General features: G+C 66.4%; 27 protein-coding genes and 1 pseudogene. 6 read left to right on the top strand and 22 right to left on the bottom strand.

Annotated features, from left to right (window positions below):
* Positions 1-487: 487 nt before the first annotated feature.
* Positions 488-1,189 carry a TetR/AcrR family transcriptional regulator gene (locus ACN0RC_RS14155; RefSeq protein ID WP_417512547.1) on the bottom strand — a complete coding sequence of 234 codons (702 nt, stop codon included), beginning with the start codon at positions 1,187-1,189 and terminating at the stop codon, positions 488-490.
* Positions 1,190-1,254: 65 nt separating this feature from the next.
* Here ACN0RC_RS14155 and ACN0RC_RS14150 point away from each other — a divergent pair, with 65 nt between their 5' ends.
* Positions 1,255-1,902 (top strand): DUF4386 domain-containing protein, encoded by a 648-nt coding sequence (locus ACN0RC_RS14150; protein ID WP_417512546.1) that lies wholly within the window; start codon positions 1,255-1,257, stop codon positions 1,900-1,902.
* Between the two features lie 9 nt (positions 1,903-1,911).
* On the opposite strand, the gene ACN0RC_RS14145 is transcribed toward ACN0RC_RS14150, so the two are convergent.
* The 3 genes from ACN0RC_RS14145 to ACN0RC_RS14135 are packed head-to-tail and all read right to left on the bottom strand — an operon-like array spanning position 1,912 to position 3,867.
* On the bottom strand, positions 1,912-2,205 hold the full coding sequence (locus ACN0RC_RS14145; RefSeq protein WP_336626817.1) for a DUF2277 domain-containing protein: 294 nt from the start codon (positions 2,203-2,205) through the stop codon (positions 1,912-1,914).
* Positions 2,153-2,998: an MBL fold metallo-hydrolase gene (locus ACN0RC_RS14140; protein ID WP_417512545.1), complete on the bottom strand. Its 846-nt coding sequence runs from the start codon at positions 2,996-2,998 to the stop codon at positions 2,153-2,155. The genes ACN0RC_RS14145 and ACN0RC_RS14140 overlap by 53 nt, the downstream gene beginning before the upstream one ends.
* On the bottom strand, positions 2,995-3,867 hold the full coding sequence (locus tag ACN0RC_RS14135) for an NAD-dependent epimerase/dehydratase family protein (protein ID WP_417512544.1): 873 nt from the start codon (positions 3,865-3,867) through the stop codon (positions 2,995-2,997). Before ACN0RC_RS14135 ends, ACN0RC_RS14140 begins: the two co-directional genes overlap by 4 nt.
* A gap of 83 nt (positions 3,868-3,950) precedes the next feature.
* Between ACN0RC_RS14135 and ACN0RC_RS14130 the strand changes: the two genes are divergently transcribed.
* A complete protein-coding gene (locus tag ACN0RC_RS14130) occupies positions 3,951-4,529 on the top strand; it encodes a hypothetical protein (protein WP_417512543.1) in 579 nt (192 codons plus the stop codon).
* 41 nt (positions 4,530-4,570) lie between these two features.
* Here the strand turns inward: ACN0RC_RS14130 and helR are convergent, their stop codons facing one another.
* The 12 genes from helR to ACN0RC_RS14070 form a co-directional block, all read right to left on the bottom strand.
* Positions 4,571-6,769, bottom strand: a complete 2,199-nt coding sequence (gene helR / locus ACN0RC_RS14125; RefSeq protein WP_417512542.1) for an RNA polymerase recycling motor ATPase HelR — start codon at positions 6,767-6,769, stop codon at positions 4,571-4,573.
* Positions 6,770-6,918: 149 nt separating this feature from the next.
* Entirely contained in the window at positions 6,919-7,173 is a 255-nt protein-coding gene (locus ACN0RC_RS14120) for a hypothetical protein (RefSeq protein ID WP_417512541.1), read from the bottom strand.
* A gap of 551 nt (positions 7,174-7,724) precedes the next feature.
* Positions 7,725-8,714, bottom strand: coding sequence for an IS481-like element IS5564 family transposase (locus tag ACN0RC_RS14115; protein WP_071643371.1), 990 nt, complete (start codon positions 8,712-8,714; stop codon positions 7,725-7,727).
* Entirely contained in the window at positions 8,714-9,889 is a 1,176-nt protein-coding gene (cmx, locus tag ACN0RC_RS14110) for a chloramphenicol efflux MFS transporter Cmx (RefSeq protein WP_071643369.1), read from the bottom strand. Before cmx ends, ACN0RC_RS14115 begins: the two co-directional genes overlap by 1 nt.
* 21 nt (positions 9,890-9,910) lie before the next feature.
* The gene (locus tag ACN0RC_RS14105) at positions 9,911-9,964 is read right to left on the bottom strand and encodes a chloramphenicol resistance leader peptide (RefSeq protein ID WP_011113070.1); all 54 of its coding nucleotides are present in this window, start codon (positions 9,962-9,964) and stop codon (positions 9,911-9,913) included.
* A 236-nt stretch (positions 9,965-10,200) separates the two neighbouring features.
* Positions 10,201-11,172: a M23 family metallopeptidase gene (locus ACN0RC_RS14100; RefSeq protein ID WP_417512540.1), complete on the bottom strand. Its 972-nt coding sequence runs from the start codon at positions 11,170-11,172 to the stop codon at positions 10,201-10,203.
* On the bottom strand, positions 11,172-12,608 hold the full coding sequence (locus ACN0RC_RS14095) for an ATP/GTP-binding protein (RefSeq protein WP_417512539.1): 1,437 nt from the start codon (positions 12,606-12,608) through the stop codon (positions 11,172-11,174). The genes ACN0RC_RS14100 and ACN0RC_RS14095 overlap by 1 nt, the downstream gene beginning before the upstream one ends.
* Positions 12,605-14,281, bottom strand: a complete 1,677-nt coding sequence (locus ACN0RC_RS14090) for an SCO6880 family protein (protein WP_417512538.1) — start codon at positions 14,279-14,281, stop codon at positions 12,605-12,607. Before ACN0RC_RS14090 ends, ACN0RC_RS14095 begins: the two co-directional genes overlap by 4 nt.
* Positions 14,278-15,546 (bottom strand): hypothetical protein, encoded by a 1,269-nt coding sequence (locus ACN0RC_RS14085; RefSeq protein WP_417512537.1) that lies wholly within the window; start codon positions 15,544-15,546, stop codon positions 14,278-14,280. Before ACN0RC_RS14085 ends, ACN0RC_RS14090 begins: the two co-directional genes overlap by 4 nt.
* A gap of 1 nt (position 15,547) precedes the next feature.
* On the bottom strand, positions 15,548-16,198 hold the full coding sequence (locus tag ACN0RC_RS14080) for a hypothetical protein (protein WP_417512536.1): 651 nt from the start codon (positions 16,196-16,198) through the stop codon (positions 15,548-15,550).
* Positions 16,195-16,473 carry a hypothetical protein gene (locus ACN0RC_RS14075; RefSeq protein WP_417512535.1) on the bottom strand — a complete coding sequence of 93 codons (279 nt, stop codon included), beginning with the start codon at positions 16,471-16,473 and terminating at the stop codon, positions 16,195-16,197. Before ACN0RC_RS14075 ends, ACN0RC_RS14080 begins: the two co-directional genes overlap by 4 nt.
* A gap of 2 nt (positions 16,474-16,475) precedes the next feature.
* Entirely contained in the window at positions 16,476-17,498 is a 1,023-nt protein-coding gene (locus tag ACN0RC_RS14070) for a hypothetical protein (RefSeq protein ID WP_417512534.1), read from the bottom strand.
* Between the two features lie 353 nt (positions 17,499-17,851).
* On the opposite strand from ACN0RC_RS14070, the gene ACN0RC_RS14065 reads away from it, so the two are divergent.
* Positions 17,852-18,166: a winged helix-turn-helix domain-containing protein gene (locus ACN0RC_RS14065; RefSeq protein WP_417512533.1), complete on the top strand. Its 315-nt coding sequence runs from the start codon at positions 17,852-17,854 to the stop codon at positions 18,164-18,166.
* A 72-nt stretch (positions 18,167-18,238) separates the two neighbouring features.
* On the opposite strand, the gene ACN0RC_RS14060 is transcribed toward ACN0RC_RS14065, so the two are convergent.
* The 5 genes from ACN0RC_RS14060 to ACN0RC_RS14040 all read right to left on the bottom strand — a co-directional run bounded on the left by ACN0RC_RS14060 (position 18,239) and on the right by ACN0RC_RS14040 (position 20,865).
* Positions 18,239-18,610 (bottom strand): hypothetical protein, encoded by a 372-nt coding sequence (locus tag ACN0RC_RS14060; protein ID WP_417512532.1) that lies wholly within the window; start codon positions 18,608-18,610, stop codon positions 18,239-18,241.
* Positions 18,607-19,437 (bottom strand): ParA family protein, encoded by an 831-nt coding sequence (locus ACN0RC_RS14055; protein ID WP_417512531.1) that lies wholly within the window; start codon positions 19,435-19,437, stop codon positions 18,607-18,609. Before ACN0RC_RS14055 ends, ACN0RC_RS14060 begins: the two co-directional genes overlap by 4 nt.
* Before the next feature lie 117 nt (positions 19,438-19,554).
* Positions 19,555-19,956, bottom strand: a complete 402-nt coding sequence (locus tag ACN0RC_RS14050; protein ID WP_417512530.1) for an antitoxin HicB — start codon at positions 19,954-19,956, stop codon at positions 19,555-19,557.
* A gap of 14 nt (positions 19,957-19,970) precedes the next feature.
* Positions 19,971-20,180 (bottom strand): type II toxin-antitoxin system HicA family toxin, encoded by a 210-nt coding sequence (locus tag ACN0RC_RS14045; protein WP_417512529.1) that lies wholly within the window; start codon positions 20,178-20,180, stop codon positions 19,971-19,973.
* Positions 20,181-20,232: 52 nt separating this feature from the next.
* Positions 20,233-20,865, bottom strand: a complete 633-nt coding sequence (locus tag ACN0RC_RS14040; protein ID WP_417512528.1) for a hypothetical protein — start codon at positions 20,863-20,865, stop codon at positions 20,233-20,235.
* Positions 20,866-21,278: 413 nt separating this feature from the next.
* Between ACN0RC_RS14040 and ACN0RC_RS14035 the strand changes: the two genes are divergently transcribed.
* The 3 genes from ACN0RC_RS14035 to ACN0RC_RS14025 all read left to right on the top strand — a co-directional run bounded on the left by ACN0RC_RS14035 (position 21,279) and on the right by ACN0RC_RS14025 (position 25,624).
* A complete protein-coding gene (locus ACN0RC_RS14035) occupies positions 21,279-22,919 on the top strand; it encodes an ABC-F family ATP-binding cassette domain-containing protein (protein WP_184219691.1) in 1,641 nt (546 codons plus the stop codon).
* Positions 22,916-24,181 carry an MFS transporter gene (locus ACN0RC_RS14030; protein ID WP_071329986.1) on the top strand — a complete coding sequence of 422 codons (1,266 nt, stop codon included), beginning with the start codon at positions 22,916-22,918 and terminating at the stop codon, positions 24,179-24,181. Before ACN0RC_RS14035 ends, ACN0RC_RS14030 begins: the two co-directional genes overlap by 4 nt.
* 882 nt (positions 24,182-25,063) lie before the next feature.
* Positions 25,064-25,624 (top strand): hypothetical protein, encoded by a 561-nt coding sequence (locus ACN0RC_RS14025; RefSeq protein WP_417512527.1) that lies wholly within the window; start codon positions 25,064-25,066, stop codon positions 25,622-25,624.
* A 27-nt stretch (positions 25,625-25,651) separates the two neighbouring features.
* On the opposite strand, the pseudogene ACN0RC_RS14020 reads toward ACN0RC_RS14025, so the two are convergent.
* Positions 25,652-26,287: pseudogene (locus tag ACN0RC_RS14020) on the bottom strand (hypothetical protein); the annotation flags it as partial.

The following is a 26,287-nucleotide window of genomic DNA, read 5'->3' as shown; positions in this document are numbered from 1 at the left end:
GTGAAATTTCGGATCGCTTCGTCTGGATCAGTTTCTTCTCTGTCCTCTTCTCCATCGCTTGTTGTAGGAACCGCTCAGAAATGTCCGCGGCCTTGCCTGTTCTGTTGACCGTTGCGGACCGACTTGTCCATGCTCAACTGCCGGAATCACGCGTGGACTTGTCCGTCGTGACGCTCTACTCGGCCCAACGGCAGTGGCGCCAAGCCTCCGGCGCTATTGAGCACCGACATCGCTCAACCTGTTATCCGACGGCGACGGGCGACAAGGAGTCGACCGCGCGGCTCACCAGTTCCCACGAGTTTGACCTCACGGTGATCTCGCCGAGCGCTTCACGAGCGGCCCGCCTGTTTACTTCCGCATACTCGAGATTTCTGCCCGCATCGCCTGCGACGAAGAAAATGTAGCTCGCGTTGTAGCGCGCCCGTCGTTGGCCTCCACTATGGGTGCTAGCTCAGCGGTGGGCTCTGTGTGAGTCCGGGCGATCCGCTCAGACGGAGGTCCACCCCGCCTCGTGACGGCGCTGGACGCCGTCGAGGAGCAGGTCGAGCGCGAAGGCGAACTCTTCATCGTCGTCGCATGCCTGCCCGACGTGGGGAGCCGTCGTCATCATGCGGGCAATAGCGGGGTAGGCGGCGATGAAGGAGTTCAGCGCCGCCGCACGCTCCGCCGGGTCGTCGGGGACCGTCGGGGTCGGCATGACATCACGGGTGAAGCCCCACATGCGGGTGCTGAGGGCGTGCATGGCGTGGTGCACGAGGTCGGCGGAGAGTCCCCCGTCGAACATCGCGGACATGAGCGCGTCCATGTAGGCGAGGACGACGGGACTCGCCGTCGTCCTCGTTTCGATCGCATTCTGCGCCCACGGGTGGGTGCGCAGAGCGCGTCTGGCGGCGAGGACGCGGCGGCGCACGTGGGCGCGCCAGTCCTCGGCATCCGCGGTCCCTCCCGTACCGGCCGCGGCCGCGTCGTCCGGCGGCTGCGCGATCGCACCGACGACGTGGTCGACCATCTCGTCGATCAGCTGCTCGCGGTGCGCGACGTGCTTGTAGAGCGCCATCGGGGTCACCCGGAGGACATCGGCGAGCCCTCGCATGGTGGTCGCTTCGAGTCCCCGCGCGTCGGCGAGGGCGATGGCGGTCGAGACCACGGTGCCCCGATCGAGCGGCGGGCGACGAGCGGTGGTTGACACGTATACACCGTAAACCCTATCCTCAGCGAGAGTGAGTATACGCCGTATACCCGCAGAGAGGCATCATGAACGACATCGCCCGGACGTACGCGCGCACCACGGGTGCGCTCTACCTGGTCACGCACGTCACCTCGGTGGGAGCCGTCGCCGCCTACGGCGCCGGCGCGCTGACCCTCGGGCTGGCGCTCGAGTTCCTCCTGGCGCTCGGATGCCTCGGCACCGGCATCCTGCTCTGGCTGCTGCTGCGCGCCTCGGGGCCGGCCCGTGCCGCGACGTTCGTCGCACTGCGGGGGCTCGAGGCCGCCGTGATCCTCGCGGGCACGCTCCCGATGGTCGCTCGAACGCTCGCGCCGCTCTCGGCGGAGGCGACATCCGCGCTCACCGCGGTGCACACAGCGTCGTTCCTCGTCGGTCAGGGTCTCGTCATCGGCGTGAACACGATCGTGCTGGGATCGCTGCTGCTGTCATCCGGCGCCGTGCCGCGCGCGCTCGCGATTCTCGGGATGGTCGGTGGGGCGCTCGTCCTGACGAGCGATCTCGCCCAGCTGTTCGGCCTCATTCCGCTCAACGGAATGATCGCCGGCATCTGCGCCCTGCCGGTCTTCGCGTTCGAGATCTGGCTCGCCGTGTACCTCATCGTCCGCGGCATCCGACCGCAGTCGCGCGCCGATCTCGCCCCCGCCGCAGACGGAGCATTCGATCCGCGAAGCTGAGGCGCCCGCTCAGGATGCCGTGCGGATGCGCACCTCGCGTTCCATCCGCGCCTCGTGGCGCGCCCGGCCTTTGATCGCTTCGGCTTCGCGGCTCTTGGGCGGCGCGTTCGTAACGAGGGCGTCGAGAAGCCGCCGCGTGGCGAGGGCGATCTCGTCGATCGCGCGGTCGAACGGCTCGGCGTTGACGCGCGAGGGGCGCGTCGATCCGCTCACTTTGCGGACGAACTGCAGTGCGGCCTCGCGCACCTCGTCATCGGTCGTCGGCGGTTCGAAGTTGTGGAGGACGCGGATGTTGCGGCACATGCGGCGAGCGTAGACCCGCGCGATGCTCCTCGGCGAGGGCCTCCATGTGGGCATGGTCGTCCGCCATCGCCGGCAGGCGGGTGCGCGGATCGTCGGATGCCCCGCTGCGGACCATGTCCTCGAGGTACCGACGGTCGGCGGCCAGCCGCGCGGCGGCATCGGTTCCGACGCGGCCGTGGCCCGGGACCACGACAGCCGCACGCTCCGCATACGGCGCGAGCACGTCGAGCGCGGCGAGGTAGGCGGGAAGATCGTCGGGCCAGAACGGCAGCGGCAGCTCGATGTCGCTCAGCATGTCGCCGGCGATCAGGATGCGCGGGCCGGGCAGCCAGAGCGCGGTGTGCCCGGGGGCGTGCCCGTCGTGCACGACCAGCTCGATCTCGACACCCGCCGGCACGGACTCGGGGGGAATCGCCCCCGCGACGCCCGTCACCCGCCCCATCAGGGCCGAGAGCTCTCCGTCGAATTCGTCGCCGAGAGCGGCGACCAGGTCTTCGCGCTCGGATGCCGCGATGCGCGCCGTCGCGAGCGATGCCCAGCGGGGGCCCGAGCCGAACCCCGGGTGCCACAGCAGGTGGTCGTGGTGCGCGTGCGTTGCGAATCCGCCGACGACGCGAAGTCCGCGCGCGACGAACGCCGCGGACAGCGACTCCAGCTCATCCGGCATCCACGCAGGGTCGACGAGCAGCGCGTCGCCGGCTCGCCCGACGATGACGGTCGACGTCGTCGACATCCGGCGGCTCGTCGCAACGAGGACCCCGGGAGCGATGTCCTCGAGGCTCGCCGGGGTCACTCGTCGGCCGTCGCCGCGTACCGCCCCGACCGGATCTCGTCGAGAAGCGATGCGCGCGAGGGCGACCAGCCGAGCGCACGGGCCTTCGCGCCGCTCCCCTGCTGGTCGAGCATGAGCGCGTCGGCGTAGCCCGCTCCCAGTCGGGTGCGCGAGGCATCCGGGCCCTCGGGAACGACCGCGCCACCCGCGAGCGCCTCGCCGATCTCGGCAACCGTCGGATTCTGTCCGCTCAGTGCGAGCACGCGACCGGCCGGCGCGGGTCGTTCGACGATCAAGGCGTAGAGGTCGGCGACATCGTCGACGTGCACCGTCGGCCAGTGCTGCGTCCCGTCGCCGACGACGGTGAGACGGCCCTCGTCATCCTTCGGCGCGTCGGCGAGGGATGCCGGGATGCCCGCGCCGTGCCCGTAGACGATCCCCGGCTCGACGATCGAGAGCTCCAGGTCGGCGGCCTCGAGCCGCGACTCCACGCCCTCGCGCCATGCGACGAGGGCGGGCGGATTGAAGGGGGTCTCCTCGGTGAGATCGTCGGAGGGCCCGTGGATCCAGAGGCCGCCGGTGTGGATGTAGGGCTTGCCGGTGCCGGCGAAGGCGGCGATCACGGCATCCGCGACGGCCCCGTCGAACTGCGCACCGTCACCCGCGCGCGACGCGGCGAGGTGGATCGCGGCGTCGGCGTCGTGCAGGAGCGGAGTGAACCAGCCCGGATCGGTGATGTCACCGACGACGGCGGAGGCACCCGCATCCGTCGCCACGGCGGCGGATGCCGCGTTGCGCGCCGGCGCGATCACGTCGTGGCCGCGCGCGACGAGCGCCGCAAGGACGGAGGAGCCGATGTACCCGGTCGCACCGGTGAGGACGATTCTCATCCCGCCATCGTACGCACGACCCGGATGGGGGCGGCGGGGCGAGCGCGTGGTGCGTGGGGGTGGTTGCCGCTAGCGTCGGCGCCATGATACCGGAGCAGCTCTTCCTCGCCTCCGACGCCGCCCTGCGGGACGTCGTCGATCAGCTCACCGCCCGCCACCTGTCCGCGCCCGCGCCGCAGGAGTGGACCCAGATCCCCGACCCGACCATCCGCGACATCGTCTCGCGGCACGCCTACGACGAGGCGTGGATCCCGGGCGTCATCGCCGGGCGCTCCGCCGCCGACGGCGATCCGTTCGTCGATGCCGATCTTCTCGGCGACGACCCCGTCGCCGCATACGACGCTCTCAACGACGAGGCGGGAGCGGCCGTACGCGCCGGCGCCACGGCCGACACGTTCCGTTTCACCTACGGCGACTACCCGGCGGCGGAGGGATTCGCCCACCTCTCCACCTACCGCGCGTTCCAGGCATGGCTGATCGCGAAGCTGCTCGGCATCCCGTTCCGCTTCTCGCCCGAGCTCATCGCGGGCCTGAACGAGCATGTCGTGTCGCATGCCGACGAGTGGCGCGAGTTCGGGGTCTTTCCGCCCGCGGTCGACCCTCCCGAGGGCGCCGACGACGAGACCCGACTGCTCTGCGCCGTGGGGTTCTGGCAGCCCTGAGCCGGTTGAGCCCTGAGCCTGTTCAGCGCTGAGCCGATCCCTCATCCCTCGAGGATGACGAGCCGCTGCGTCGCCCGTGTCATCGCGACGTAGCGGTCGACCGCGCCCGTGAGGCCCTCTCCCCACCCGGCGGGGTCGACGAGCACGACGAGGTCGAACTCGAGCCCCTTCACGCGCACGGGGTCGAGCGACCGCACGCGCTCGCGCGGAGCGAAGTCCGGCGCTCCGATCACGACCGCCGTCCCGTCGTCGTTTCGCCTCTCCCACGCGGCTACGACATCGTCGAGCTCGTTCCGGCGGCCGAGGCGCACGGGCACGCCGGTGCGGCGGATCGACGTCGGCACGTTCGCGTCGGGCAGCGCCGCGCGGATGACGGGGCCCGCGGCATCCATCACCTCTTCCGGGGTGCGGTAGTTCACGGTCAGGGTCTCGACCCTCGTGCGTCCGACGCCGACGCGCTCGAGGCGCTGTTCCCACGACTCGGTGAATCCGTGCCGCGCCTGGGCGCGATCGCCCACGATCGTGAGGCTGCCGGAGGGGCACCGGCGCAGCAGAATGCGCCACTGCGCATCGGTCAGCTCCTGCGCCTCGTCGACGACGATGTGGGCGAAGGGGCCCGCGTAGGGGTCGCCGGCGGATGCCGTGGACGCGGTCAGGGTGCGGCGCAGATCCTGCCCGCGCAGCATCGACATGATGCGCAGGTCGCCGTCGTCCGCCGCGATGAGGTCGGCGACGACGTCGGACATGATCCTCTTCTCCGCCGCGGCCTCCCGCTGCGCCCGGCGAGCGCGAACCTCCGCGTGCGGGTCGCCGACGAGGATGCGGGCGGTGTCGAGAAGCGGCAGATCGACGTCCGTCCAGGACGTGTCGCGGGCCGCGGAGAGCACCGCGATCTCACCCGCACTCATCCACGGTGCGCACCGGCGGAGCATGTCCGGAGTGGACAGCAGCCCGCGCAGGAGCGCGTCGGGGTCGAGCAGCGGCCAGGCGCGGTCGAACAGCTCGTGCAGGTCGGCGTCGTTCTCGAGCGTCTCGCGCACCGACTCGTCCTCGTCCCACCCCGACCCGTACGCGTCGAAGCCCTGTTCCGCCCACGGGTCGCGCGCCTCGTCGACGCCGTCGTCCTCGATGCGCTCCTCGAGGAGATCGAGCAGGCGGTCCCACGCTCGTGAGCGCAGCACGTTGTGCGGCGTCGTGTCGGCGTCGGCGAAGATCTCGGCCCAATCGGCGCCCGTGACGGGAACGGCACCCCACGCGGTGTCGACGGCGTGGGTGCGGCGCGGCACGCGCTGCCACAGGCGCACGGCAGCCTCGACCGCATCGATCATGCGGCCGTCGCCCTTCGTGCGGCGCACCGCAGCATCCGTCTCCTCCCGCGCGCCGCCCGCGACGACGACCAGGTCGTCGAGGGCGCACACGAGCGCGCCGTCCTCGCCGAGGCTCGGCAGCACGTCGTCGACGTACGCGACGTAGGGGCGATGCGGCCCGACGAACAGCAGGCCGCCGCCGCCATGCTCCAGACGAGCGTCGGCATAGAGCAGGTACGCGGCGCGGTGGAGCGCGACGACCGTCTTGCCCGTGCCGGGACCGCCGTCGACGACGAGCGCTCCGTGCGCGTCGGCGCGGATGATCGCGTCCTGATCCGCCTGGATCGTCGCGAGCACGTCGCGCATCTGGGCCGATCGGCTCGCGCCGAGGCTCGCGATGAACGCCGACTGGTCGTCGAGGGCGGCCGAGTGGTCGACGCCGTCGGGGGCGAAGACCTCGTCCCAGTAGTCCACGATGCGTCCGCCGCTCCAGCGGTAGCGCCGCCGATTCGCGAGGCCCATCGGATCGGCGCCGCTCGCCGCGAAGAAGGCGGCGGATGCCGGGGCGCGCCAGTCCATCAGCAGACGCTCTTCGCCGGCCCCCGCGAGGCCGAACCGACCGATATAGGTGACGGTCCCGTCGACGCCGACCATCCGTCCGATGCACGCATCGATTCCGAAGCGCTGCAGCACCCGCAGTCGCGCCGACTCGGCGCGGATCTCGAGATCGCGCTCGAGGGCGCGCTGCCCCGCCGACGCCGGTTCGCGGCGGGGCGCGTCGAGACGCGCGTTGGTGCGTGCGATCTCGGCCGCGATCGCCGCACCGATCGCGGCGAAGCGGGCCTCGTCGCCGGCGGGCAGCGCCGGATCGGCCTTGCGCCGCAGCCGTTCGGGCAGGTCGAACGCGCTCGCGCTGTCGTGTGTTTCCGGCATCCATCTCCCCCGTCACGCGCGCGCAATCCGTAGAAAATGAGCACGCGATCAGCGATTCTGCCTCACGGAGGGGGCCTTGCCGCAAGCCCGGGGTCGTGCGGGATAATGGAAAGGGAAGAGAGCACCCTTCCCTTCGCGACTCGTCTCCGTCAGGACCGTTCCGCAACGCGGCGTAGCCGCGCGGCGCCGACGACGCCGAGGAGCAGGAAGACGGATGCCACGATGAGCGACCAGCGCGTCGCGTCGGCGAATCCCTGTGCGAGCGCGTCGACCGCCGCGGCGGAGGACCCCTCCCCCCGCAACTGCGCGATGACGGTGCCGGCCGACTGACGCGTCGAGGCGGCGAGCTCGTCGGCGGCGGTCCCCGTGATACCGGCGCCGGTGAGTGCGGAGGGGAGCGTCACGGCGAGCGAGACCACGGACGAGATGAGTTCCAGATGATCGAGTGGGTGACCAGGCGCTACAGGCTCTCGTGCCCCGAAATGTCCAGATGGACATCGCGTGGACATTTCACCCGCGAAATGGACATCTCAGAAGAATCCCTACACTTGTGATGGGAACGTAGCGGATGCCATGGCCTGCTGCGTTCCAAGCTGTCAGGTACACGGGTGTGTCCGCTGCGATGCTTTCGTCTGGACTCTCGGTGTCCGCGGCGGAGGCTGTGACGTAGTGAAGCATTGAGAGATTGACGGCTGCGAGACGGCCGCTGTTGCGCTCTCTGAGGGTGAGCATTGGCATGTGGTGTCCTCTCTGTGGTGATGGTCCGGGCTCTATTGGTCGTCGGGCTCAACAGTGGGCGTGAAGCGCACACGGGCCTTCTGCGCCTCGTGCCGTTCGTACCGGGCGCGGCGGGCTTGTTGTTGCTGCTCCTCGCGTGCGCGAGCTCGTGCAGCGCGGCGGTAGCGCAGGTACAGGCTGACAATTCCGATGCCGGCTATCGCTGTTGCGATGCCGGCTAGGTGTGATGTCCAGGGACGTTGTTGAGTCGGTCGAAGGGTGCGCCGCCAATCGCAGAGTGGTGTCGGTGGTGGTTGTAGAAGTGGAGCCAGCCGGGCAGCGCCAGGCGTCGTTCGGCCTCTGAACCGTAAAACCTGGCATAGGCCCATCCGTCCCCGAGCGTGCGGTGGAATCGCTCGATCTTCCCGTTCGTCTGCGGCCGGTAGGGGCGTGTCCGCTTGTGTCGGATGCCGAGCCGAGCGCAGAAGTCCCTCCATGCGTGGGATCTGTAGGCCGACCCGTTGTCGGATAGGACTCGCTCGACGGTCACGCCTCGTTCGGCGAACCAGTCCACGGCGCGTTCGAGAACTCCCACCGCTGTTCTCGCCTGCTCATCCGACCAGATTTCTGCGTATGCGACGCGGGAGTGGTCGTCGATGACTGTGTGAACGAACGCCGTTCCGGTGCGCGGCTTGTGGTCTTTTCCTCGTGGTAATCCCGGAGTCGCGAGCTTGTTCCGTGCGCCTTGCTTCCGACCTACGTAACGATGTCCACCGCCGTCGGGGATGTTGCCGAACTTCGTAACATCGACATGAATCAACGATCCCGGATGAGGATGCTCATATCGCCGCAATGGCTCGCCAGTGACACGATCGATATGCGAGAGGCGGTTCACGCGGCAACGGACGAGGACCGCGTGAACAGTCGACGTCGAGAGACCAAGTCGTGCAGCGATCTGGGCTGGCCCCAGTCGAAGCCGCCAGCGCAGGTTGATGATCTTCTTCTTGACATGCTCGGGCGTCCTGTCTGGGATCCGGTGCGGCTTGCTGGAGCGATCCTGCATCCCAAACTCGCCCTCTTCCCGGTAGCGGCCGGCCCATTTCCGGGCAGTGATCGGGGAAACCATGAACATCTTTGCGGCGATCGTGGCCGGATAGCCGTCTTCGACAATCAGTCGGGCTAACCGGAGACGGGCACGAGGAGTGAGAAGAGCGTTCGGATGGGTCATCAATTGGCCTCCGCCGCGGTCTTCGTGAGCGCGCGTCCGGTGAGAAGCATGATGGCGAGAGCGATCGCTGTCAGCACCGAGGCGACCCAAACCGGCGCGAGCAGCCCCAGCCCGGTCGCGAGCCCGAACGCACCAAGCACAGGCCCCGCGGCAGCTCCGATATTCAATGCTGCGGTTGCGTACGAACCGCCCATCGTTGGCGCACCCGATGCTGCATACAGCACACGCGTGATCAGAGTACTGCCGACGCCGAACGACAGGAAGCCCTGAACGAGGACGAGGACGATAAGCGCAACGGGATGAGATGCGACCACTGCCAACACGATCCAGCCCGTCAGCAACAGCGGTCCGCCGACTGCGAGCACGAGGCCAGGTCGTTGATCTGATAGTCGTCCTGCGATCGTGACGCCAAGGAACGATCCGATGCCGAACATCACCAGCGCGACGGACACCCACGCTTCGGCCAAGCCCGCGGTCTCGGTCACGACGGGTGCCAGGAAGGTGAATGCCGCAAAGGTCCCTCCGTTGATCAGCGCTCCGAGTGCCATGGCCAGGATGAGCCGCGGCATCGCCAACTGGCTGAGCTCGGCACGGAGCCTTGGTGAGGTCGCGCTAGTCGCGCTCCGACCAACATTGTTCGTGACGCCCCGAATGACTCCAACGGCCGCGGGAATACAGAGGATGGCGATCGCCCAGAACGTCGTTCGCCAGCCCAGCGCTGTGCCGAGCAGTGCCCCGGCGGGGACGCCCACGACGGTTGCGATCGTCGTGCCGGAGAGCAGGATCGACAGTGCACGCCCCTTCTGGTTCGCTGGCACGAGGGTAGTGGCCGTGCTCAGTGCTACGGCGAGGAATCCTGCGTTTGCGAGAGCGCTGAGCACCCGGGTGATGAGCAGGAGAGAGAACACTGGTGTCATCGCTCCGATGACGTGGCTTCCCGCGAACACGAGAAGGCAAACGATCAATGTGAGCCGCGGTGGCCAACTGCGAGCGAATGCCGCCATCACTGGCGCGCCGACGACCATACCGACCGCGAATGCGGAGGTCAGCAGGCCTGCAGTGCCGACCGAGACGTCAAGTTCGGTCGCGATCGCGGGGAGCAATCCCGCGAGCATGAATTCTGAAGTGCCCATGACGAAGACCGCCAGGGCAAGCATGTAGAGAGCAAAAGGCATCGAGTACTCCGAGGTGTGAGATCAAGAAATGGTTCTTCTTGTCACCACGGCCAGTGCCCCGGGTACGCCAGAAATACGCCCACACAGATCGTGGGCGTCGTAACTAGTGGTTCAAGGGGCTGGCGGTGTGACCGACAACCCCTGACCTGTCTGATTCGGGACTCGACATGCCCCAAACTCTACATGCCTTCAATGGTGAGCGGTCTGGACAGATGCTTCTTGAATCAGCACGGTGTCATTGCGCGCGGGGGCAGAACAACGTCCCTGGACATCACAGCTAGGTAGCTGAGCAGATCGGGGGTCATGAGTGCTTAGCGCGGCAACGCGACGCCGACCCCCTCCATGAACGTCTGCGGGTTGACGTACTTGCCATCGACCTTCACTTCGTAGTGCAGGTGGCATCCGAACGAGTTGCCTTCGTTGCCGACCTTGCCTATCTGCTCGCCGGCTTCCACTGTCTGCCCCTTGCGCACGAGAATGTCGGACACCTTCATGTGGAAGTATCCGGTGACCACGCCGTCTGCGTGCTCGATCCAGATATGCCCGCCGCCACCCTTGTTCCATCCAGTGAAGCTGACGACGCCGGCTGATGCCGCCCAGATGGGGCCGGCGCATGTGCCGTCTGCGAGGTCGGTCCCCATGTGGACGTGATCGCCGCGGCCGTCCCCGAACACGCCGGAGACGGTGCCGCGAGCGGGAACGATCCACTCCCCTGCGCCGCACGGGCCGCTGAGCGCGTCGACGACGGCGATCGCGTCGCTTTGGTACAGGGCATAGTGGTTCTTGTCGCTATTGATCTGCACGCGCCAGATCGCGTGCGACGGCTCCATGTCCTGCCAGCCGGGGACGGCGTTGAGCCGGCCGAAGAACATCGCTGCGGCCTTGGTGGGGTTCATACGATCTTCGACGCTCCCCCACCAGTCCTGCTGCTGGAAAAGTCCGATGCTGCTGGTCGGGCTTCCATCCGGGTTCGTCTTACCGCCTGTCTCCCAGTCGCCGTAAGTGATGTTCTTAAGCCCGCTCTCCCCCATCGCGGCCATGATCCCGATGATCTGCGCATCGCGGCCGAGCGAGAGCTGCTGCGCGGCGTCGATGATCGCCCCGGCATTGGCGAGCTGGTCACCCCGCCAGCCGTTAATGCCTTCCGCGGGGTACGTCGACGGATCCGCGAGGCACATGGTCGACGCTTCGCTGCGCTGCACGGATGCCAGCAGGAAGGTCACCCCGAATGCGACGACAAGGATGCCGCCGAGGATGACCAGCCCGAGGGACTTGAACTTCATTACTGCTGCACCATGCGGGCGTCGCCTCGCATCCCCTCGTCCGTATCGGTCAGCGTGACCTCGATCTCTGAGCGAAGGTGCTGCACGTGCGTCTCGGGCACCGACCCGTACTTGAACACGAAGTGTCCGGGGTTGAGCGTCTGCAAGACCTCAGCGGTGCTCGGGTCGAAGCCGAACGTACGCACCGCCCAGTCGGCGTCGTCTTTCCGGTCCTGCCGGAACACATAGATCGACTGAGCCTCACTGATGACCGTCTGGCCAGGTGAGTCCTTAGGGATATCGGTTCCCTTATGGAACACGAAAACGTTATTAAGCCCGAGCCCGCGTGAGAGCTTTTGATTCGATTTCAGAAGGTGCGCGGCGGGCCCTTCCACCATGTCCCACCCCTCCTCGTTGATACACGTCGTCTGCCAGCCTGGATCGGTGCGCAGCCGGCCAAGCATCCACTGGTTGCCGATCGCGCGGACAACGTGCGATGACGGTCCTTCTGAGGGCAGCTGAGAGATATCAAACGACGTGAGCTTGCCCGTCAGGTCGACTCCCTGGCTCGTCTCCCCATCGAGCAGCCCGCCGTATTCGTCGAGCAACCCTTCCAACGTGAACCGAACGCCGAGGCCGGCCTGGTGCAACCTGTCGCGGGACGACGGCGACAAGTCGTCATCGGGATCCACGCGGCCGAGGCGCGGGAGGATATCGGCCAACGTGGGGTTGCGGCCGTCCTCGAAGCTGGCGAGGGTCTGCGACAGAGCGGCACGAGCTGCCTTCTCATCCCAGACGTCGAGCTGCGCCCCATCACGGGCGATACGCACGATCGCGTGCAGCAGCCGATAGGTGCCGGCGTCCCCGATCTGGTTCACGATGAGCGGATCGAGCAGGTTCAGTCGAGAGCCTGAACCGTCCTGGGTGAACCGGATCGGCTCGCCCTGTCCCCACTCGCGCACCAGCTCGGCATATTCGCCCTCGTTGCCTCGGGGCTTCTTGTCGAAGATGACAGCTCGCCGGCCGGCGAGCACGAGAGGGCGCAGCACAAACACTGTTTTGACGAAGCTGGACTTTCCGCCGCCCACTCCCCCGACGACGATCGTGTTCGGGGATGAGATAAGCCGCGGCGTCGCGTTGTATGCCGTCACCGGGTCATGCGTGACGAGGCTGTGCGACAGAACATCGCGACCGTTCGCAACACCTGATGTACCCGTGACGGGTCCAATCAGAGCGGTGTTGAGGACGGTCGCTTGCCGGGTCGTTGACGGCGCTCCTGGGAGCCTCGGAGCGTAGTAGCCTCGACGCGCCTTGCGCAGATTCGTGCGCCGCTGCGGGCCTGGCAGCTCGTACGGGGATACCTCCCCTGCATCGTTGGTCGGCGTCTCCTCGACGTCGACGGCCGCTGCTGTCGCGCGGCGGCGGGACCGCCGACCAGATGCGGTGGTGTCGCTCATGAGATCGCTTCCTTCTCTCCCTTGCCAGCAAGGACGCGCATCGTGCGTGCAGCCCATGTGGGCGTGTCAGCTCGGATGCCCCGACCGATCGGCCATGTCAGACCGCTCGCTGCGGGCTGGTAGCTGTCGAGCCATTCGAGCCGGTGAATGCCGGCGTCTGTGTCGCACAGTTCTTCCAGCGCGCGGCTGTCGAGCGCGAGCTGTTCTTTACTGTCGGCGGTGATCGTCACGTACCCGATCCAATTGGTGCCGTGGTGGCCGGAACCTTCTGCGAGGTCGTTGCGGCGACGCCGCGCGGCGTCGACTCGCACGCTGCCCTCATCGAGCGGGATTCTTCCGCCCGCCGTCTCGGCGTGCTCGGTCGCGAGGTCGGACACGAGATCCTTTCGTGCTGCGTGCCGCGCTTCGGATGCCGGGATCAGTTCGATGTGGAAAGTCACCGTGCGGATCACGTCGAGCTTGTTGCCCACCAGCAGCGGCAGTAGCCAAAGCGGGGTGCGCTGGGCGACAGATAGGTGCTCGGCGCGGATCGCAGCGGTGCGATGCCACCATTCCACCTGTGCGCCCGTGTCGGGGTCGATGCCCTCGACGACGTGCGCAGAGAACTCGCCGCCCCGGGCGCGCTCTCCTAGCTCGGTCGGGTCGAGGTCGCGCACGAGGTCGAGGGGCCGGCTGGGGTTCTGCATGTGGCGGATCACGGCGGCGGTGCCCCGAGCGGTGAGCGGTTCAGCGGTGCCGAAGTAGGCATCGTGGAGTCCTCGCTGTGCGGATTCAATCTCGGCAGCCATGAGTCGTCGCCAGCCGTCGCGTCCCTCCCCGAACTTTCGGGCGCGCTCGGCAAAGCGTGCGTTGAGCGGCCAGCTGGCCACGACGTAATGCCGCTGCACCATCGCACCTGCGCTTGCTGCGAGCAGCACTTCCTCATACGACTTCTTTGCCCAGTCCGGGGCGTCGTCGTCGAGGTTGTTCATGACCCACCATTCCTGCAGCGCCGTGTCTGCGGGCAGGATTCGGGTCACCGGCTGCACGAATCGCAACAGCGAACCCGGCGCCGCTCGGCCGGCGAGCAGCGATCCGAAACCTTCTGCCTTGCGCAGTGTGGAGTCCGGAGACTCCATACCGCGCAGCTGCCCGCTGACGGCGAACGCCACGGACAAGTAAGGGTCCTCCCCCACGGGACCGTGCCACGCGATACCGGGGATGCCGCGAGCTGATTGCAGCCAGCCCATCCCGTCTGCGCCGTCAGGGGTGGCGCGCATCGCAGCCAGTTCCCGCGCCCACTCGATGCGCGCGGCGCGTTCTCCCTTGTCCTTGGTCTTGGCGGTCTGCGAGAGAGCTGCGGTGAGCATGGCGACGCGCTGCGCGTCATAGGGCTGGTAATCGCCGCTGCGGTTCTTCACCGCCTCACGGTGCCGCTTGCTGCGGGTACGGCGCTCGAGGATCGAGCCGTTGTGTGTGGCGCTGGTCAGTACGACCAGGACGCCGGCTGCGATAACGCCGAGGATGATCGCGGGCCACCCAAACGCCGGAACGAAGAAGAAGGTGATTGCGATGATGACGACGACGCCCCAGCCGCGTCCTTTGGCCTTCTCGCCCCAGAATCCGCGGTGGCTTCCTTCTCCCCCGAGGACGTAGACGCCGCGCAGCTGCTCTGCCTGGTTCTGCTCGCTCATTCGGGGCGATCCTTTCCAACTGTCGGCGGGGCAGACACCGGAGTGTGCGCGCTGTCGTTGACCTTGCGCGCGACGGTGGTCGCGCCTTGAACTGCGGCAGTCCCGGCCGCTGCTGCAACGCCGCCAGCCTTCCCGACTGTTGCCGCTGCTCCGCGGCCAGCTGTAGCTGTCCCGGCTTGTCCGGCTGCGCCTCGGGCTGCGGCTGCGCCGCCGCCCTGAGATACGCCCTTAGCGCCGATGCTGGCTGTCGCGCCTCGTGCATCCGCCGGGGCGGCGTTCGCGCGTACGGGCTGGGCCGAGCGCGGCGCGGCCGCAGCGCCAGCGCTGACCGGTGTGCGCCCCGGAGAGCGCGCCCCGATAGGCATCGCTGCGGCAGCGCTTCCGGACGCCGTTTGGCCGGCGAGATGCTTGCTTGCCCACGAGACGAGCACGAACGGAGCAATCTCTGCGAGGAAAATCGCGATCATAGCGACGAGCAGCATCACGAGGTTCTTGAAGCCGTCGTCTCCCCATTGCCCAATCGAGTCAATGGTGAGCCGGAACGCAAACCCGAGCATGAAGAACAGGGTCGGGTGGATGAGCAGCATCCCGATCCACACCTTTACTGCGGCCATGCCGCCGCTACGGCGTTGCTGATCGACGATGTGGACGACGGCGAGCGGGATCAGGACGCCCGCGAAGTAGAGGATGACGAGCTGGAACACGAATAGGGCGACGACGATCAGGAGCCCGATCGCCATTGCCCAGATGATCAGAAAGCCGATGTACGCCCCGCCCGCGATCAGCGACGGATCTTCGAGAGCTACGGCGCTGAACGTATCGACCATTTCGAGGACGGTCCCGCCGTAAGTCCATTCGATGATGCTGCGGGACAGCGCCCGGATCAGCTCGACGACGAGCAGCCCGATCGCGGGTCCGAAACTGACGCCGACGAGGAAACCGGGGAAGTACAGGGCGATGGACTGAAAGAGTTCCTCGCCGCTCATTGCGCCGCGAGCTGTCCGCACGAACTGTCCGATGAGCAGCACGCACGCGACCAGGATGGACACCGCGAACGAGACTGCATATGCGCTCAGAAAGCTCGGCAGCGTCAGGTCGGGCAGCGTCGATTCGGTGATCGCGGGAATTACCGTGCTGGCCAACCCCATGACGGCCTCGCGGCCGGCTGCATACATGTTTCCCCACGGGTCGGACCAGAAGTCGACGAGCCCGCCGATGACCTCCGGGAGACTCCCAATGTCATCGATGATGTTGAGCTGACGCATGTCAGCAACCTCCTGGGATCGCCACACCTGTCGTCGGGAGCGACGTCTTATCGGGGGTGTCGACGTTGTCGACGATCACCCATCCTTTTCCCGTCCACTCGACCTCGACAGACGGCATGTAGCGCAGCGTCGGGTCGACCGCCTCGTTAATCACGAGAGGGAGCATGAGCGTCACAACTACGCTCGTGTCCGTCACACTTTCAATGCGGTAATACCCGTTCAGCGTCGTGACCCTGAACTGCGCGGCCTGGAACTGATCGGCTGATGCGACGTCGCCGGCCAGGTCGGGCAAGGTCGACACGATGCCGTCGAGCTGCGCGACCTCATCGGCCGGCGCTGCCGGCTTCTGTGCCGCCCACCGCGAGAACGCGGCAACAAACGACACGGCCCCTTCGGGGGTCTGCGGTGCCGCCTCCTGCGCGTCGAGAACGGTCTGCGGCGCGCGGGCGTCCCCGCCTAGGCAACCGTCGACGCCCTCCACGGCAGGGGGTGTCGTGGAGGACGTCGACGGGGTTGTGGGGCGCGGAGTCGCCACGGGGGCATCTCCGCGCGGCGTGAACAAGACCAGCCCGACCACAGCCACGATGACGAACACCGCTACGCCCAGGACATACCAGGGCCAGCGACGGCGAGCGGTGGGCTGCGCGTTCACGAGACGATCGCGATGATTGCGCCGACGATCACGGCCAGAGCCACCAGACCGCCGAGAGCGACGGCAGATCGGATGATCTGCCTCTTGGCCTCAGCGACGCCCTGCGGGTTCGTCTCGCCGCTCGACCCAAGCTTGATGAGCCCCATGATGAGAAACACGATCGCCGCGATGATCGCGAGCGCCCATCCGCCAGCGAAAAGCTTCTGCCAGATGGTCGTGAACTCTGCACCAAAGATGGTGAAGTCCGGGATGATGCCGTCAATCGGGTTATCCATGGTCATGCTGCCTTTCGAAGTGCTGCGTTGAGCTGCGCGACGATCGCCGCGGTCAGCTGCGTAATAGCTGCTGTGGTGGCTGGTTTGAGCTCACCAAAGCTGAGGGTGGTGCGCTGCGCGATGTGCGGATCAAACGGCACGTGCACGACCCCGCCGACGCCGGCTGTCTCCACGAGCTGATCCGCGTAGCTGCGCACCTCGGGATCCTCAGCGCGGCCGTCGTGCATCCGCACGATGATCGCCGACCGGGCGAGAGCTTCGGCATGCCCGCCGAGCTTGTGCAGATGACGGAGCAGCTGCATCGCGCCGTTCAGCTCGGGCAGGGCATCGAGGACCGGAATCACGAGAGCGTCGGTGACCTCGATCGCGCCGTGGAAGGCGTCAGACGACGGCTGGTTTCCCGAATCCATGACGCGCACCGGATAGTAGGTGTCCGTGAGCGCCGCCATGCGTTTCACGTCCTCCCCCGTAAGCGCATCACGATCGCCGGCTGTACCGATCACGGCCGCGTACGAAGTCTGCTGCGCGACATAGCCGGCAAGCTGCCCCGCCCCCTTGATCTCGTCGATATCCCGCAGCAGCTCCGCGACGCCGGCCGCTGCCGGCCCCTCGGCACGAACGGCCAGAGCGCCGGGATCATCAGAGACTTCGAGCACGATGGTGCCGCCGCCTCGGATGTTCGCGAGCACGCCGGCGACCAGCAACGACAGAGGCGTCTTGCCGACGCCTCCCTTCGGGTTTGCGACCAGGATGCCGACGCTTCGCGGCCACGTCGAGAGTCGAATGAGGGACCGCGAACGACCCAGCTCCGCGGCTTCCTGCTCGGCGGCGCTCGGCTTGGGCTTAAGCCCGAGCGAGCGCAGAACCTTGTTCCAGCCGAGCGACGGAACATCGGACGGACGTTCCCTGCTGCGCAGTCTCAGGTCGCTCGGACCAGCCGCGGACTGTGGGGAATCTTGCTCCCCCTCGGCGGGATTCTCGGTCGGCTCGGAGGCCTCAGAACGGGCCTCTCCCCCGCCGCTCAATCGCGCTAGCAGCTGCTCCGACGATGGTACTTCCGTGTTATTCGCTGTGTCCCCCATTTGGGGGACATGAGCCGCTTCGATAAGCGGTGAATCTGTGGGCGTTTCACCCTCTCCGGTCGGGACCGTCTCACTGTATCCCTGGACTCGTACAGCTCCGCGGAATCCTGCAGATTTTGACGCATTCTCAGTCATAAAGCACCCCCTGCTTTTTCGAACATGCTACCCCGAACCTTCGACAGTCCGGCCGGCTCCCTGGTTGGTCGCCATGTCATCAGGCTAACGGATTATCCGTAAGCTAGGAAGGTGCAGAGATGAAACCAAGCCGAATAGGCACGGCTGGCAGAATGGACGGCATGCCCCGTCGCCCATCGATTCCCGAGCTTGCGGGTGAAGCCGCCGCCGCTCATCGGGCGATCCAGAACGAGTCCCGACTGAGCTGCTTGCGGTTCCTACTGAGCAAGGGGCCAGCGCTCCGCACCGAGATATCTGCGGCGACCGGCTTATCCGTATCGACCACCATCGACGCGCTGCGCGAGCTTGAAGCGCTCGGGTACGTAGTTGGCAGCGTCGACGGGCCAGAGCGATCGGGCCGGCATCCGGTCTACGTAGCGCAGCGAGAGAAGATCACGACCGAGCTGCTGGCTTTCGTGAGCTGGGTTCTCCGCTGAAAACGAAAGGGGCGACACTGCCGCGCCGCCCCTTTCGTGTGCTCGATCCTCTCGAGCATTGACACGTACGTGTCAACTCCCCCACACTTGCGCGATCGCTTCTTCGACGAGGGCTCTGCGGGTCTTGCCTGTACGCGCCTTCGCGGCGCGGATGATGTTCTCCGTCGCAGGCGACCACCGGATTCCGCTCTGCACGGTGATATCCAGCTCCGGACCGACGGATGCCGGCGCTGTAGTGGCTGCATCGGCGCGCGACGTCGCAGCTTCGGACTTTGGGGCTGCCGCGGGCGACGTCGCGCCCTTGCCTTCGGCGGGCTGCTTGGTCACCTTGGGCGCTGCGGGTTCGGGCGCTGCGGGGCGAAAGTCGATGGGATCGATGCCGGCATCAGCGGGTGGGCGTGGCTTCGTCCGTGCGGGGCGCTCGGGTCGGTCTTGCATGCTCATCGGATTACCTTTCCCACGATTGCGGCATATGCATCACGCACCGCCTGGCCCTTGCGATATGCGCCGTACCACTCCCCCGCCATGCGGACTTCGGGAACGATCGACAGATGCGGAACGATCGGATCGACAACAGGCGCAAGTTCGCGAATCTGCTCGATCGCGTCTGTCTCGCTAAAGCTCATGAATCCGGTGCCGTCTCGCGTGACGGCGACGCCGGCTTCTTCGATGCCGGTCGCAGCCCCGAGCGCGGCCATATGACGACGGTAGGCCTCGACGGTGCGCTGAGCGCCTGTGACCCCATCGACGCCCGAATCGCTCGCAGTAGCGGCGTACAGCACCGCCTCGGATGCGTGCAGCGCTGAGAGCGTAAGCGTGCCGCCCTGGCGGTTGGCGCAGTCAATGACGACGAGATCGGCATCCAGCCCGGAGAGTGACTGCTTAAGGCGCAGTTCGGCGTAGTCGTCACGCTCGCTCTCACGGTTGCTGAGGTCGCGGGCTGCGGGGATGACGCGCAGATTCGCGTTCCAGTGACTTTCTATGGCGAGATCTTCCGCCCACCCTGTGGCGTCGTCCTTCTCCCCCAAGATTGCGCCGACGTGCTGCCAGGATTCCGTGGGCTCGACGCGCGTCCACTTCGTGGTCGCTGCTCGCGGGTCAAGATCGATCAGAACAACCCGGCGCGGTGTCACGGGTTCAATTGCGAACAGTCCCTTGTCTGCGTCGGCCGCTCTCCCCTCGTGCCCCTCCGCGGCGATCATCGCCAGGCTGACGGCGGTGGTCGTCTTCTTGACTCCGCCCGCCTCGCTGTAAACCATGAGCGTCTGCATGCCGTTCATTCTATCTACCTGCCTATCTATCTGTCTATCTATTTAGATTGATAGCTGCCTATCTATCTAGATTTTGGAAACACATCCGAGCTAGCTAGATAGCTGGATGGTTTGGGCTTATGCGACTTTGTCGGGGGAGCTGGCCGACTTCTCAATCTGGTAGACGCGTTGCTTGCTGATGCCGAGCACGCGGCCGACGTCGGGCGCACTGAGCTGTGCGCGCAGCTCGCGCACGACGGAGCGCCTACGCTCTGCGGCTCGGGCTTGCGCCTTTCGGGCGTCCTGTTCGTCACGTTCGGCTGCGGCCCATTCGCTGAGTGCGTGCTCTGGGCCCTTCACGGTGACATTGACGGCGACCGTATCGGGGGAGACGTTGAGCCACATCGCGGCGACGCCCTGCGCCTCGAAGTCGACTTCCGCGAGGCTCTTTGCCTGGCCTCCGGTGCCGAGTTCTGGGATCTCGAACACCCACCAGTTGCCGTCGCGCTCGACGGTGACCTCGAACGTTCGTACGCTCATCGCGCATCCCTTCCTTATTGCCACTTACGCGGCAGATCGACGCCGGCCTTCTGAATCTGGCGAAGAACGCCAGGGGACACCTCGGAGTGCCCGACCGGGATCGACGCCTTCACAGATTCGTCGGGCAGTCCCCACAGCTCATGGCTTCCCTGTCCGTCCCGGAGGTAAACCCAACCGAGGCCTTTCAGGTGCTTCAGGACGTCCCGCGTCTTCTGTGCTTTCATGACTCTAGTCTAGGCCCCCCTTGCCTCGCAAGTCAAGGGGGGCCTTGCCTTTCTATTCGTCGGAAGTGAATTCGTCTCCGCATAGCCCGCAGAGGATGGGGCCGGCGTCGAGCACGGCGAGCGATGCTCTGACCTTGCGTCCGCATCCGCACGTGGCGGCGGCCCCGTTGTTGCTGCTCTTGCGGCCGCCGTTCGCGGTGTGAACTTCGGCGCGGCGGTGCGCGGTAATCGCGGCGTCGAGCGCAGCGATGGTGGCGGCGTATCGGGCGGCGGATGCCTGGGGGAGTGTTGTGGTGCTCCATCCGAGCTTGGGGTCGTGCTCGATGGTCAGCCCGAAGCTTTCCGCGATCGCTCGGAATTGCTGGTTGTGGTAGCGGCCCTGTCGGCTGGTGTCCTTGATCCCGCGCGCCTGAGCAGCTGCGTGCGCGGCCTCGTGGATGAGTGTGCCCATGACGTCGCTGCCGCCTCGGGCGAGGCCTTCGCCGCCCACGAAAAGCTCGTGCACGGCGTCCTCTCCGCGCACCCATCGGTCGGCGGCGAAATGGCCGAGCGTGAGGCCCTTTGCGCTGCTGCCGCTGCCGAGCGTAACGACGACCTCGGGCACGTCGTTGTGAGCATCCTGAATGGCTGCCCACGCGGCCTCGATCGCCTCAACGAGGGGAGCGGTAACGGTAGTGGCGTTCATCGCTCCACCTCCGTTGCCGTGACTGGCGGAGAAGCAATATTGAAGGTTGCGCTATTCGCAAGCACGCGTCGATCCGCTCATGCCTTTGAGCGACAGCTAGCAGATCGTCGTCCGCCGAGTGTGGTGGGCTTGTACCTCTCCTCTGTTGCGGAGATCTCCGGGCAGGCGCGTCCCGCTGACGAGAGCCACAAACTCCAGGCGGAGTCTCTTCGGTGGTTGCTCTGATCACGTCGTTCGATACACTCGGAATGTGCATTTGTACTTCCTGTGACGGCTGAGTAAGGCCTACCGCGCTCGTTGAGTCATCCGAGCCTGCGGCGGCCGCTCGTTCTCGACCCTGCACGGGTCGCCGTCACCTTGCGCACCCTCGCACGCTTCATAGCCGTGCGGTGCGTCGTTTCCGAAGGATACGAATGCTCTCCCTCAACACCCCTCTACCAGCGCGCCATCGCGCGCAGCTCATCGCCTCCGACGTCTCCGTAACGCGCGGAGCCACCCCCGTCCTCAGCCACGTCGACCTCACGGTCACGGCCACCTCGCGAGTAGCGATCGTGGGCGAGAACGGCCGGGGGAAGTCGACGCTCCTGCACGTCCTCAGCGGCGCTCTCACCCCGGACAGCGGAGTAGTGCAGCGACTCGGGACGGTCGGCATAGCCGAACAAGAGATGCCGACCGGCGGCAACCGCACAGTGGGCCAGGCGGTCGCGGAAGCGATCGCGCAGCCGCTCGCCGCCGTTGCGGCCCTCGATTCGGCCGCGGTGTCACTCGCCGCAGGCGTCCCCGGCGCCGAAGAACGATACGCCGCCGCATTGGAACACGCCGAAGTCCTCGATGCGTGGGATGCCGAACGGCGGGTGCAGATCGCGTTGGAAGCACTCGACGCCGAAACGGAGCCATCCCGGCGCCTGGACGACCTCTCCGTCGGGCAGCGCTATCGAGTCCGTCTGGCGTGCCTGCTCGGCGCCGACGACGATTTCCTGCTCCTCGACGAACCCACAAATCACCTCGATCGAAGCGGCCTCGAGTTTCTGACCACGCAACTGCGGTCGCGAAACGGCGGCGTGGTCGTCGTCACCCATGATCGCGCGCTGCTCTCCGACGTCGCGGAGACGATCGTGGACCTCGACCCGACCCCGGATGACCGGGTGCGCGTGTACGGCAACGGTTATGCCGGCTACCGCGAGGGCCGGCGCGCCGAGCGCGAACGGTGGGAGCACGAATTCGAGCGACAGCAGACCGAGCTCGCGCGGCTGCAGGACAGTCTCAGCTCGGCGCAGAACCGACTCGTCTCGGGGTGGCGACCAGAGAAGGGAACCAACAAGCACGGACGGGCCACGCGCGCGGGCGGGCTCGTGCAGAGCGTGCATCGCCGGCAGGAGCAACTCGAAGCGCACGCGGTGACTGTTCCCGAGCCGCCGCAAGTGTTTCGCTTCCCGGAGCTTGCGACCCGAACCGGAGCGGTGCTGTTGAGCGTGGAGGACGTGACCGTGACCGGCAGGCTTACGCGCCCGGCGGCGTTCTCTCTGTCACACCGCGGGCGTCTCGTAGTGACCGGACCCAACGGGGCCGGCAAGTCCACACTGCTGAGCGTCGCAGCGGGAGACCTCCGCCCGGACACCGGCACCGTTCGTCGCCCGCAGAACGTGCGGCTCGCTTTTCTGCGCCAAGAGTCGGAGCTGCCGCTGGATCGTCGCGCGAGCGAGTTCTACGCAGCCCACGTCGACGCGCTCGTTCCATCGCGTGAGGCAGTCGGTCTCTCGCAGCTCGGGCTCCTGCGCGCCCGCGAATCGAGCAAGCGGATAGGTGAGCTGTCGATGGGCCAGCAACGGCGCCTCGAGCTGGCCCTGGTGCTCGCCACCAAGCCGCACGTGCTCTTGCTCGACGAACCGACCAACCACCTATCGATCGCGCTCGTCGACGAACTGACCGACGCGCTCAACGCCACCCAAGCGGCTGTTGTCGTATCCACCCACGACCGGCAGCTTCTCCGCGACGTCGAAGGCTGGCCGGCACTGCAACTGGAAGCTACGACCGAAAGCGAGGCGCTCGTATGACCCGCGAGACTCCCGACCGGCTGCGGGCGCTGCGCCCTCTCGCTACCCGCGACTACCGGCTGCTGTTCGCGGCCGTCGGTATCGAAGTCTTCGGCACCGGCATGTGGACCATCGTCATGGTGTTTCAGGTGCTCGCACTCGACGACAGCCCCCTTGCCCTGTCAGCCGTCGCTACCGGGCTCAGCCTCGGCCTCTTCGCTTTCTCGGTCCTCGGCGGGGTGGTAGCCGATCGCTTCTCGAAGCGGCGGATCATCATCACCGTGCAGGGACTCACCGCGGCGGTCATGGCCGCCGTCGCGGTGCTGTCCCTCACGGGCGCGATCGAGTTGTGGCATGTCGGGCTCGCCTCGTTCGCCATGGGCGCGGGTAGTGCGTTCTTCTACCCGGCCTACAGCGCCTACCTCCCCCAAGTACTACCGCCCGAACAACTGCTCGCCGCAAACGGGCTCGAAGGGGCTCTCCGGCCCTCGATGGGGCAGGGCCTCGGACCCGCCCTCGGAGGGATCATCGTCGGGGCGTTCTTCCCCGCCATCGGAGCGGTCATCGTCGCCGCGTCCTACGCAGTCGCGTTCGTCATCACACTGTTCCTCAGCCGCCGGGAGGAAACCACCGAACCGGAACAGTCGCAGCAACGCACGAGCGTGTGGGGCGACCTCAAAGCCGGGGTCCGCTACGTCGCCCGCACCCGCTGGCTGCTATGGACCCTGATCTTCGGATCATCCCTCGCGCTCATCATCCAGGGCCCAATCGAGGTACTTCTCCCCTTCCTCACCCGCGACCGATTCGACGACGCCGAAGCAACGTTCGGACTACTACTCGCCGCCTACGGAATCGGAGGCGCCATCGGATCGCTCATCGTGTCGTCACTCAAACTGCCCCGGCGATACCTGACACTGATGATCGGCCTCTGGGGCGGCGGAACCCTCCCGCTCGTGCTCATCGGCCTCGCCAACAACCTAATAGTGATGCTCGCCACACTGTTCGCGGTCGGAGCTGCCACAGGAGCCGGCGTGGTGATCTGGGGCACACTGCTTCAACGCCTCGTGCCACCCGAAATGATCGGCCGTGTCGCCAGTCTCGACTTCTTCGTCTCCATCGCGTTCATGCCCGTCTCGATCGCCATCGCCGGGCCCCTATCGCTGATCGTGCCGATACCCGCCATCTTCATCGTGGCCGGCGTCGCGCCGACGCTGCTCGCCATCGTCGCGCTTCTAGCCGGACGCATGCGGGACGTCGAGACGAGACACCCCCTGGACACTTGACCCAGCGCCGCACTGCGTCCCTGATTGTTAGCGTCCTGGAAGGAATTGACTCGGCTTGGAGTTCTCGGGCCGCGGCTGCCTGAACCCACTCCGATGTGCCCTCAGCGGGGGAGGAAATCTGCTCTCGCGGCGACGAACTCGGAATTGTCGCGTTGCGAGAACTGCGACCATCGGCTCGCTGTCTGCGGCGTGATTCCCATCTGAACGGCCACGATAGCGGCGGGGAGGTCGCTAGCGAGGGCGAGCATGGCGTAGTTCCGGGCGATCCGCGGGCTGACCCCGGCCCGCGCTATCCACCGTCCGAGGGTCGTGGGATGGAGCGGCTCGTGGTGTCGTCGGGGAGATGGGAATAGATACGATCCCTCACCGGCTCGCCGAGGTCGCGTTGCACTGAACGCATGATTCCTCGGGACTGAACACGACGACGATCCCGTCTGCCTGCGCCTTCTCTGCCTTGTTCATATCTAAAGTCTAGTCCCCCCTTGCCCTGAAAGTCAAGGGGGGACTTGCCTTCTGTGAATTTCTAAACGTGACGGCTGGGGCATCGTCAACTGCGGCAGGGCTGAGTGCTCCCTCTGCTGCTCAACTTTGCATCTACTAGAGCTGCGCCGCTATATCTAACGCGGGGGAGTGGGGGAGTGCGTACGCTGCTTAGTCGGCTGGAAGTGCCACGGGCTGCGGGACGCTACCCCCTTCGAAATCCACCCTGTCGTCATTAGCCAAAAAAACTCGAGCTGCTGGGTCGGAACGATCGGAGCCGTCCCCACTGTGTGCAGGGCAGCCCCGCAATAGCTGGGCTGTGCACATTGGGGGCGGGTCTTACGGACGAGGTTCTTCGCGCATTTCGTATACCTGGTCTGAAGACGCTCCTAGTATTTGGCCATGCGCACTCACGGTCCGATAGTCACGGACGCCTTTCACCGCAGGTTTCTGCTCCAGCGCCTCCGCGAGCCGGCACTGTCGTTGACCGGTCAGGAACGCCTGAAACGGCTCCCTCTGTACGAGAGTGAAGTGCAGAAAGCCCCTCGGCGCATCGAGCAACACGACGCCCTCGTGTGCGAGCTAATCGGTTTACAGGGCTGCTTATACGAAGACGTACTAGAGGCGAAGGCCAACGGAGTTCCGCTAGAGGTACTAAATGCGGGGCTCACGCACATGTACAACCTCTACACGCGCGTTCTCGACGAAACCGACGTCATGGAGAACCTGCTCTTCGGAGCTGAAAGCGCAGCTCGATTGACGGCACTTCGGTGCGGGACCGCGTACAACATGGCTGTGTCTCATATCGAAGCCGATTCGATGGACGAGGGGCGCAGCTATGTCCGACTCATCCACTCTCAAATGTCTCGGTTCACTGACGAAGAAATAGAGCGCGACGAACTCTGCTCGTCGATCGTGCAGCACAACCGCGCTCTCGCATTCACGTCCAAGACACCCCTTTGACCGTTCGCGAGTGCTGCCCTCCCTGGCTTAAGACTGCGGTTCTTCGCGTACTGCCTCGTCGTCGACCACCTGCCCGATGGGTGCCGGCTCGTCGACTTCGGCCGGCAGCGGGGCCGGCGTTGCGGCGCTGGCCTTCTGTGGCGGCAGAGCGCGCCCGCGAATGAGTCCGCCGCCCTGAATGAGCCAGAACTGTCCCATCGTGGCTTGACGCACGTCCTGGGGCGGGATCACGTAGGTGTGCTGGGCGCGCGCACCGCGCAGCTCCTCACCCGTCGCTGCACCGGATGCTTCGAGACGCATCACAGTTCCTGCGTAGCTGACGGCGTCCTCCGGGCTCTTGCTGCGCCCGATGACGAGTGCCGCACCGCTCGACAGTGCGCGTTCTCGGCGCGTCTCGTCGTTGGAGATGCCAGCGACAGACTGCACGGCAAGCCAGAGGCCAAGCCCTGCCGAGCGTGCCGTCTCGAACATCGAGCCGGCCGTGTCGCCGGGGTCGCTGTCGGCGGTGACCAACTGCGCGAACTCGTCGACAAACACGACGCCAGGGCTCTTGTCTCGGCCGCGCAGTCGGGTGGTCATCCACTGACGAAGGTCGAGCAGCATCAGGTCGCCCACGCGGGCCTCGGCCTCGTCGGCGGGGGAGAGGGGCGCGATTGTGAGATC

It is taken from the genome of Microbacterium sp., assembly GCF_048259935.1.
Classification (GTDB): Bacteria; Actinomycetota; Actinomycetes; order Actinomycetales; family Microbacteriaceae; genus Microbacterium.
This window is presented reverse-complemented; position numbering and strand designations above follow the sequence as displayed.

Excerpts from the sequence above, each read along its gene's own strand:
- ACN0RC_RS14055 (WP_417512531.1), bottom strand. The coding sequence starts at position 19,437 with ATGCAGACGCTCATGGTTTACAGCGAGGCGGGCGGAGTCAAGAAGACG.
- ACN0RC_RS14130 (WP_417512543.1), top strand. The coding sequence starts at position 3,951 with ATGATACCGGAGCAGCTCTTCCTCGCCTCCGACGCCGCCCTGCGGGAC.
- ACN0RC_RS14090 (WP_417512538.1), bottom strand. The coding sequence starts at position 14,281 with ATGAGCGAGCAGAACCAGGCAGAGCAGCTGCGCGGCGTCTACGTCCTC.
- ACN0RC_RS14045 (WP_417512529.1), bottom strand. The coding sequence starts at position 20,180 with ATGAAAGCACAGAAGACGCGGGACGTCCTGAAGCACCTGAAAGGCCTC.
- ACN0RC_RS14145 (WP_336626817.1), bottom strand. The coding sequence starts at position 2,205 with ATGTGCCGCAACATCCGCGTCCTCCACAACTTCGAACCGCCGACGACC.
- ACN0RC_RS14115 (WP_071643371.1), bottom strand. The coding sequence starts at position 8,714 with ATGACCCATCCGAACGCTCTTCTCACTCCTCGTGCCCGTCTCCGGTTA.
- ACN0RC_RS14040 (WP_417512528.1), bottom strand. The coding sequence starts at position 20,865 with ATGAACGCCACTACCGTTACCGCTCCCCTCGTTGAGGCGATCGAGGCC.
- helR (WP_417512542.1), bottom strand. The coding sequence starts at position 6,769 with ATGCCGGAAACACACGACAGCGCGAGCGCGTTCGACCTGCCCGAACGG.
- ACN0RC_RS14060 (WP_417512532.1), bottom strand. The coding sequence starts at position 18,610 with ATGAGCATGCAAGACCGACCCGAGCGCCCCGCACGGACGAAGCCACGC.
- ACN0RC_RS14025 (WP_417512527.1), top strand. The coding sequence starts at position 25,064 with ATGCGCACTCACGGTCCGATAGTCACGGACGCCTTTCACCGCAGGTTT.
- ACN0RC_RS14030 (WP_071329986.1), top strand. The coding sequence starts at position 22,916 with ATGACCCGCGAGACTCCCGACCGGCTGCGGGCGCTGCGCCCTCTCGCT.
- ACN0RC_RS14085 (WP_417512537.1), bottom strand. The coding sequence starts at position 15,546 with ATGCGTCAGCTCAACATCATCGATGACATTGGGAGTCTCCCGGAGGTC.
- ACN0RC_RS14035 (WP_184219691.1), top strand. The coding sequence starts at position 21,279 with ATGCTCTCCCTCAACACCCCTCTACCAGCGCGCCATCGCGCGCAGCTC.
- ACN0RC_RS14100 (WP_417512540.1), bottom strand. The coding sequence starts at position 11,172 with ATGAAGTTCAAGTCCCTCGGGCTGGTCATCCTCGGCGGCATCCTTGTC.
- ACN0RC_RS14075 (WP_417512535.1), bottom strand. The coding sequence starts at position 16,473 with ATGGATAACCCGATTGACGGCATCATCCCGGACTTCACCATCTTTGGT.
- cmx (WP_071643369.1), bottom strand. The coding sequence starts at position 9,889 with ATGCCTTTTGCTCTCTACATGCTTGCCCTGGCGGTCTTCGTCATGGGC.
- ACN0RC_RS14135 (WP_417512544.1), bottom strand. The coding sequence starts at position 3,867 with ATGAGAATCGTCCTCACCGGTGCGACCGGGTACATCGGCTCCTCCGTC.
- ACN0RC_RS14150 (WP_417512546.1), top strand. The coding sequence starts at position 1,255 with ATGAACGACATCGCCCGGACGTACGCGCGCACCACGGGTGCGCTCTAC.
- ACN0RC_RS14095 (WP_417512539.1), bottom strand. The coding sequence starts at position 12,608 with ATGAGCGACACCACCGCATCTGGTCGGCGGTCCCGCCGCCGCGCGACA.
- ACN0RC_RS14050 (WP_417512530.1), bottom strand. The coding sequence starts at position 19,956 with ATGAGCGTACGAACGTTCGAGGTCACCGTCGAGCGCGACGGCAACTGG.
- ACN0RC_RS14065 (WP_417512533.1), top strand. The coding sequence starts at position 17,852 with ATGCCCCGTCGCCCATCGATTCCCGAGCTTGCGGGTGAAGCCGCCGCC.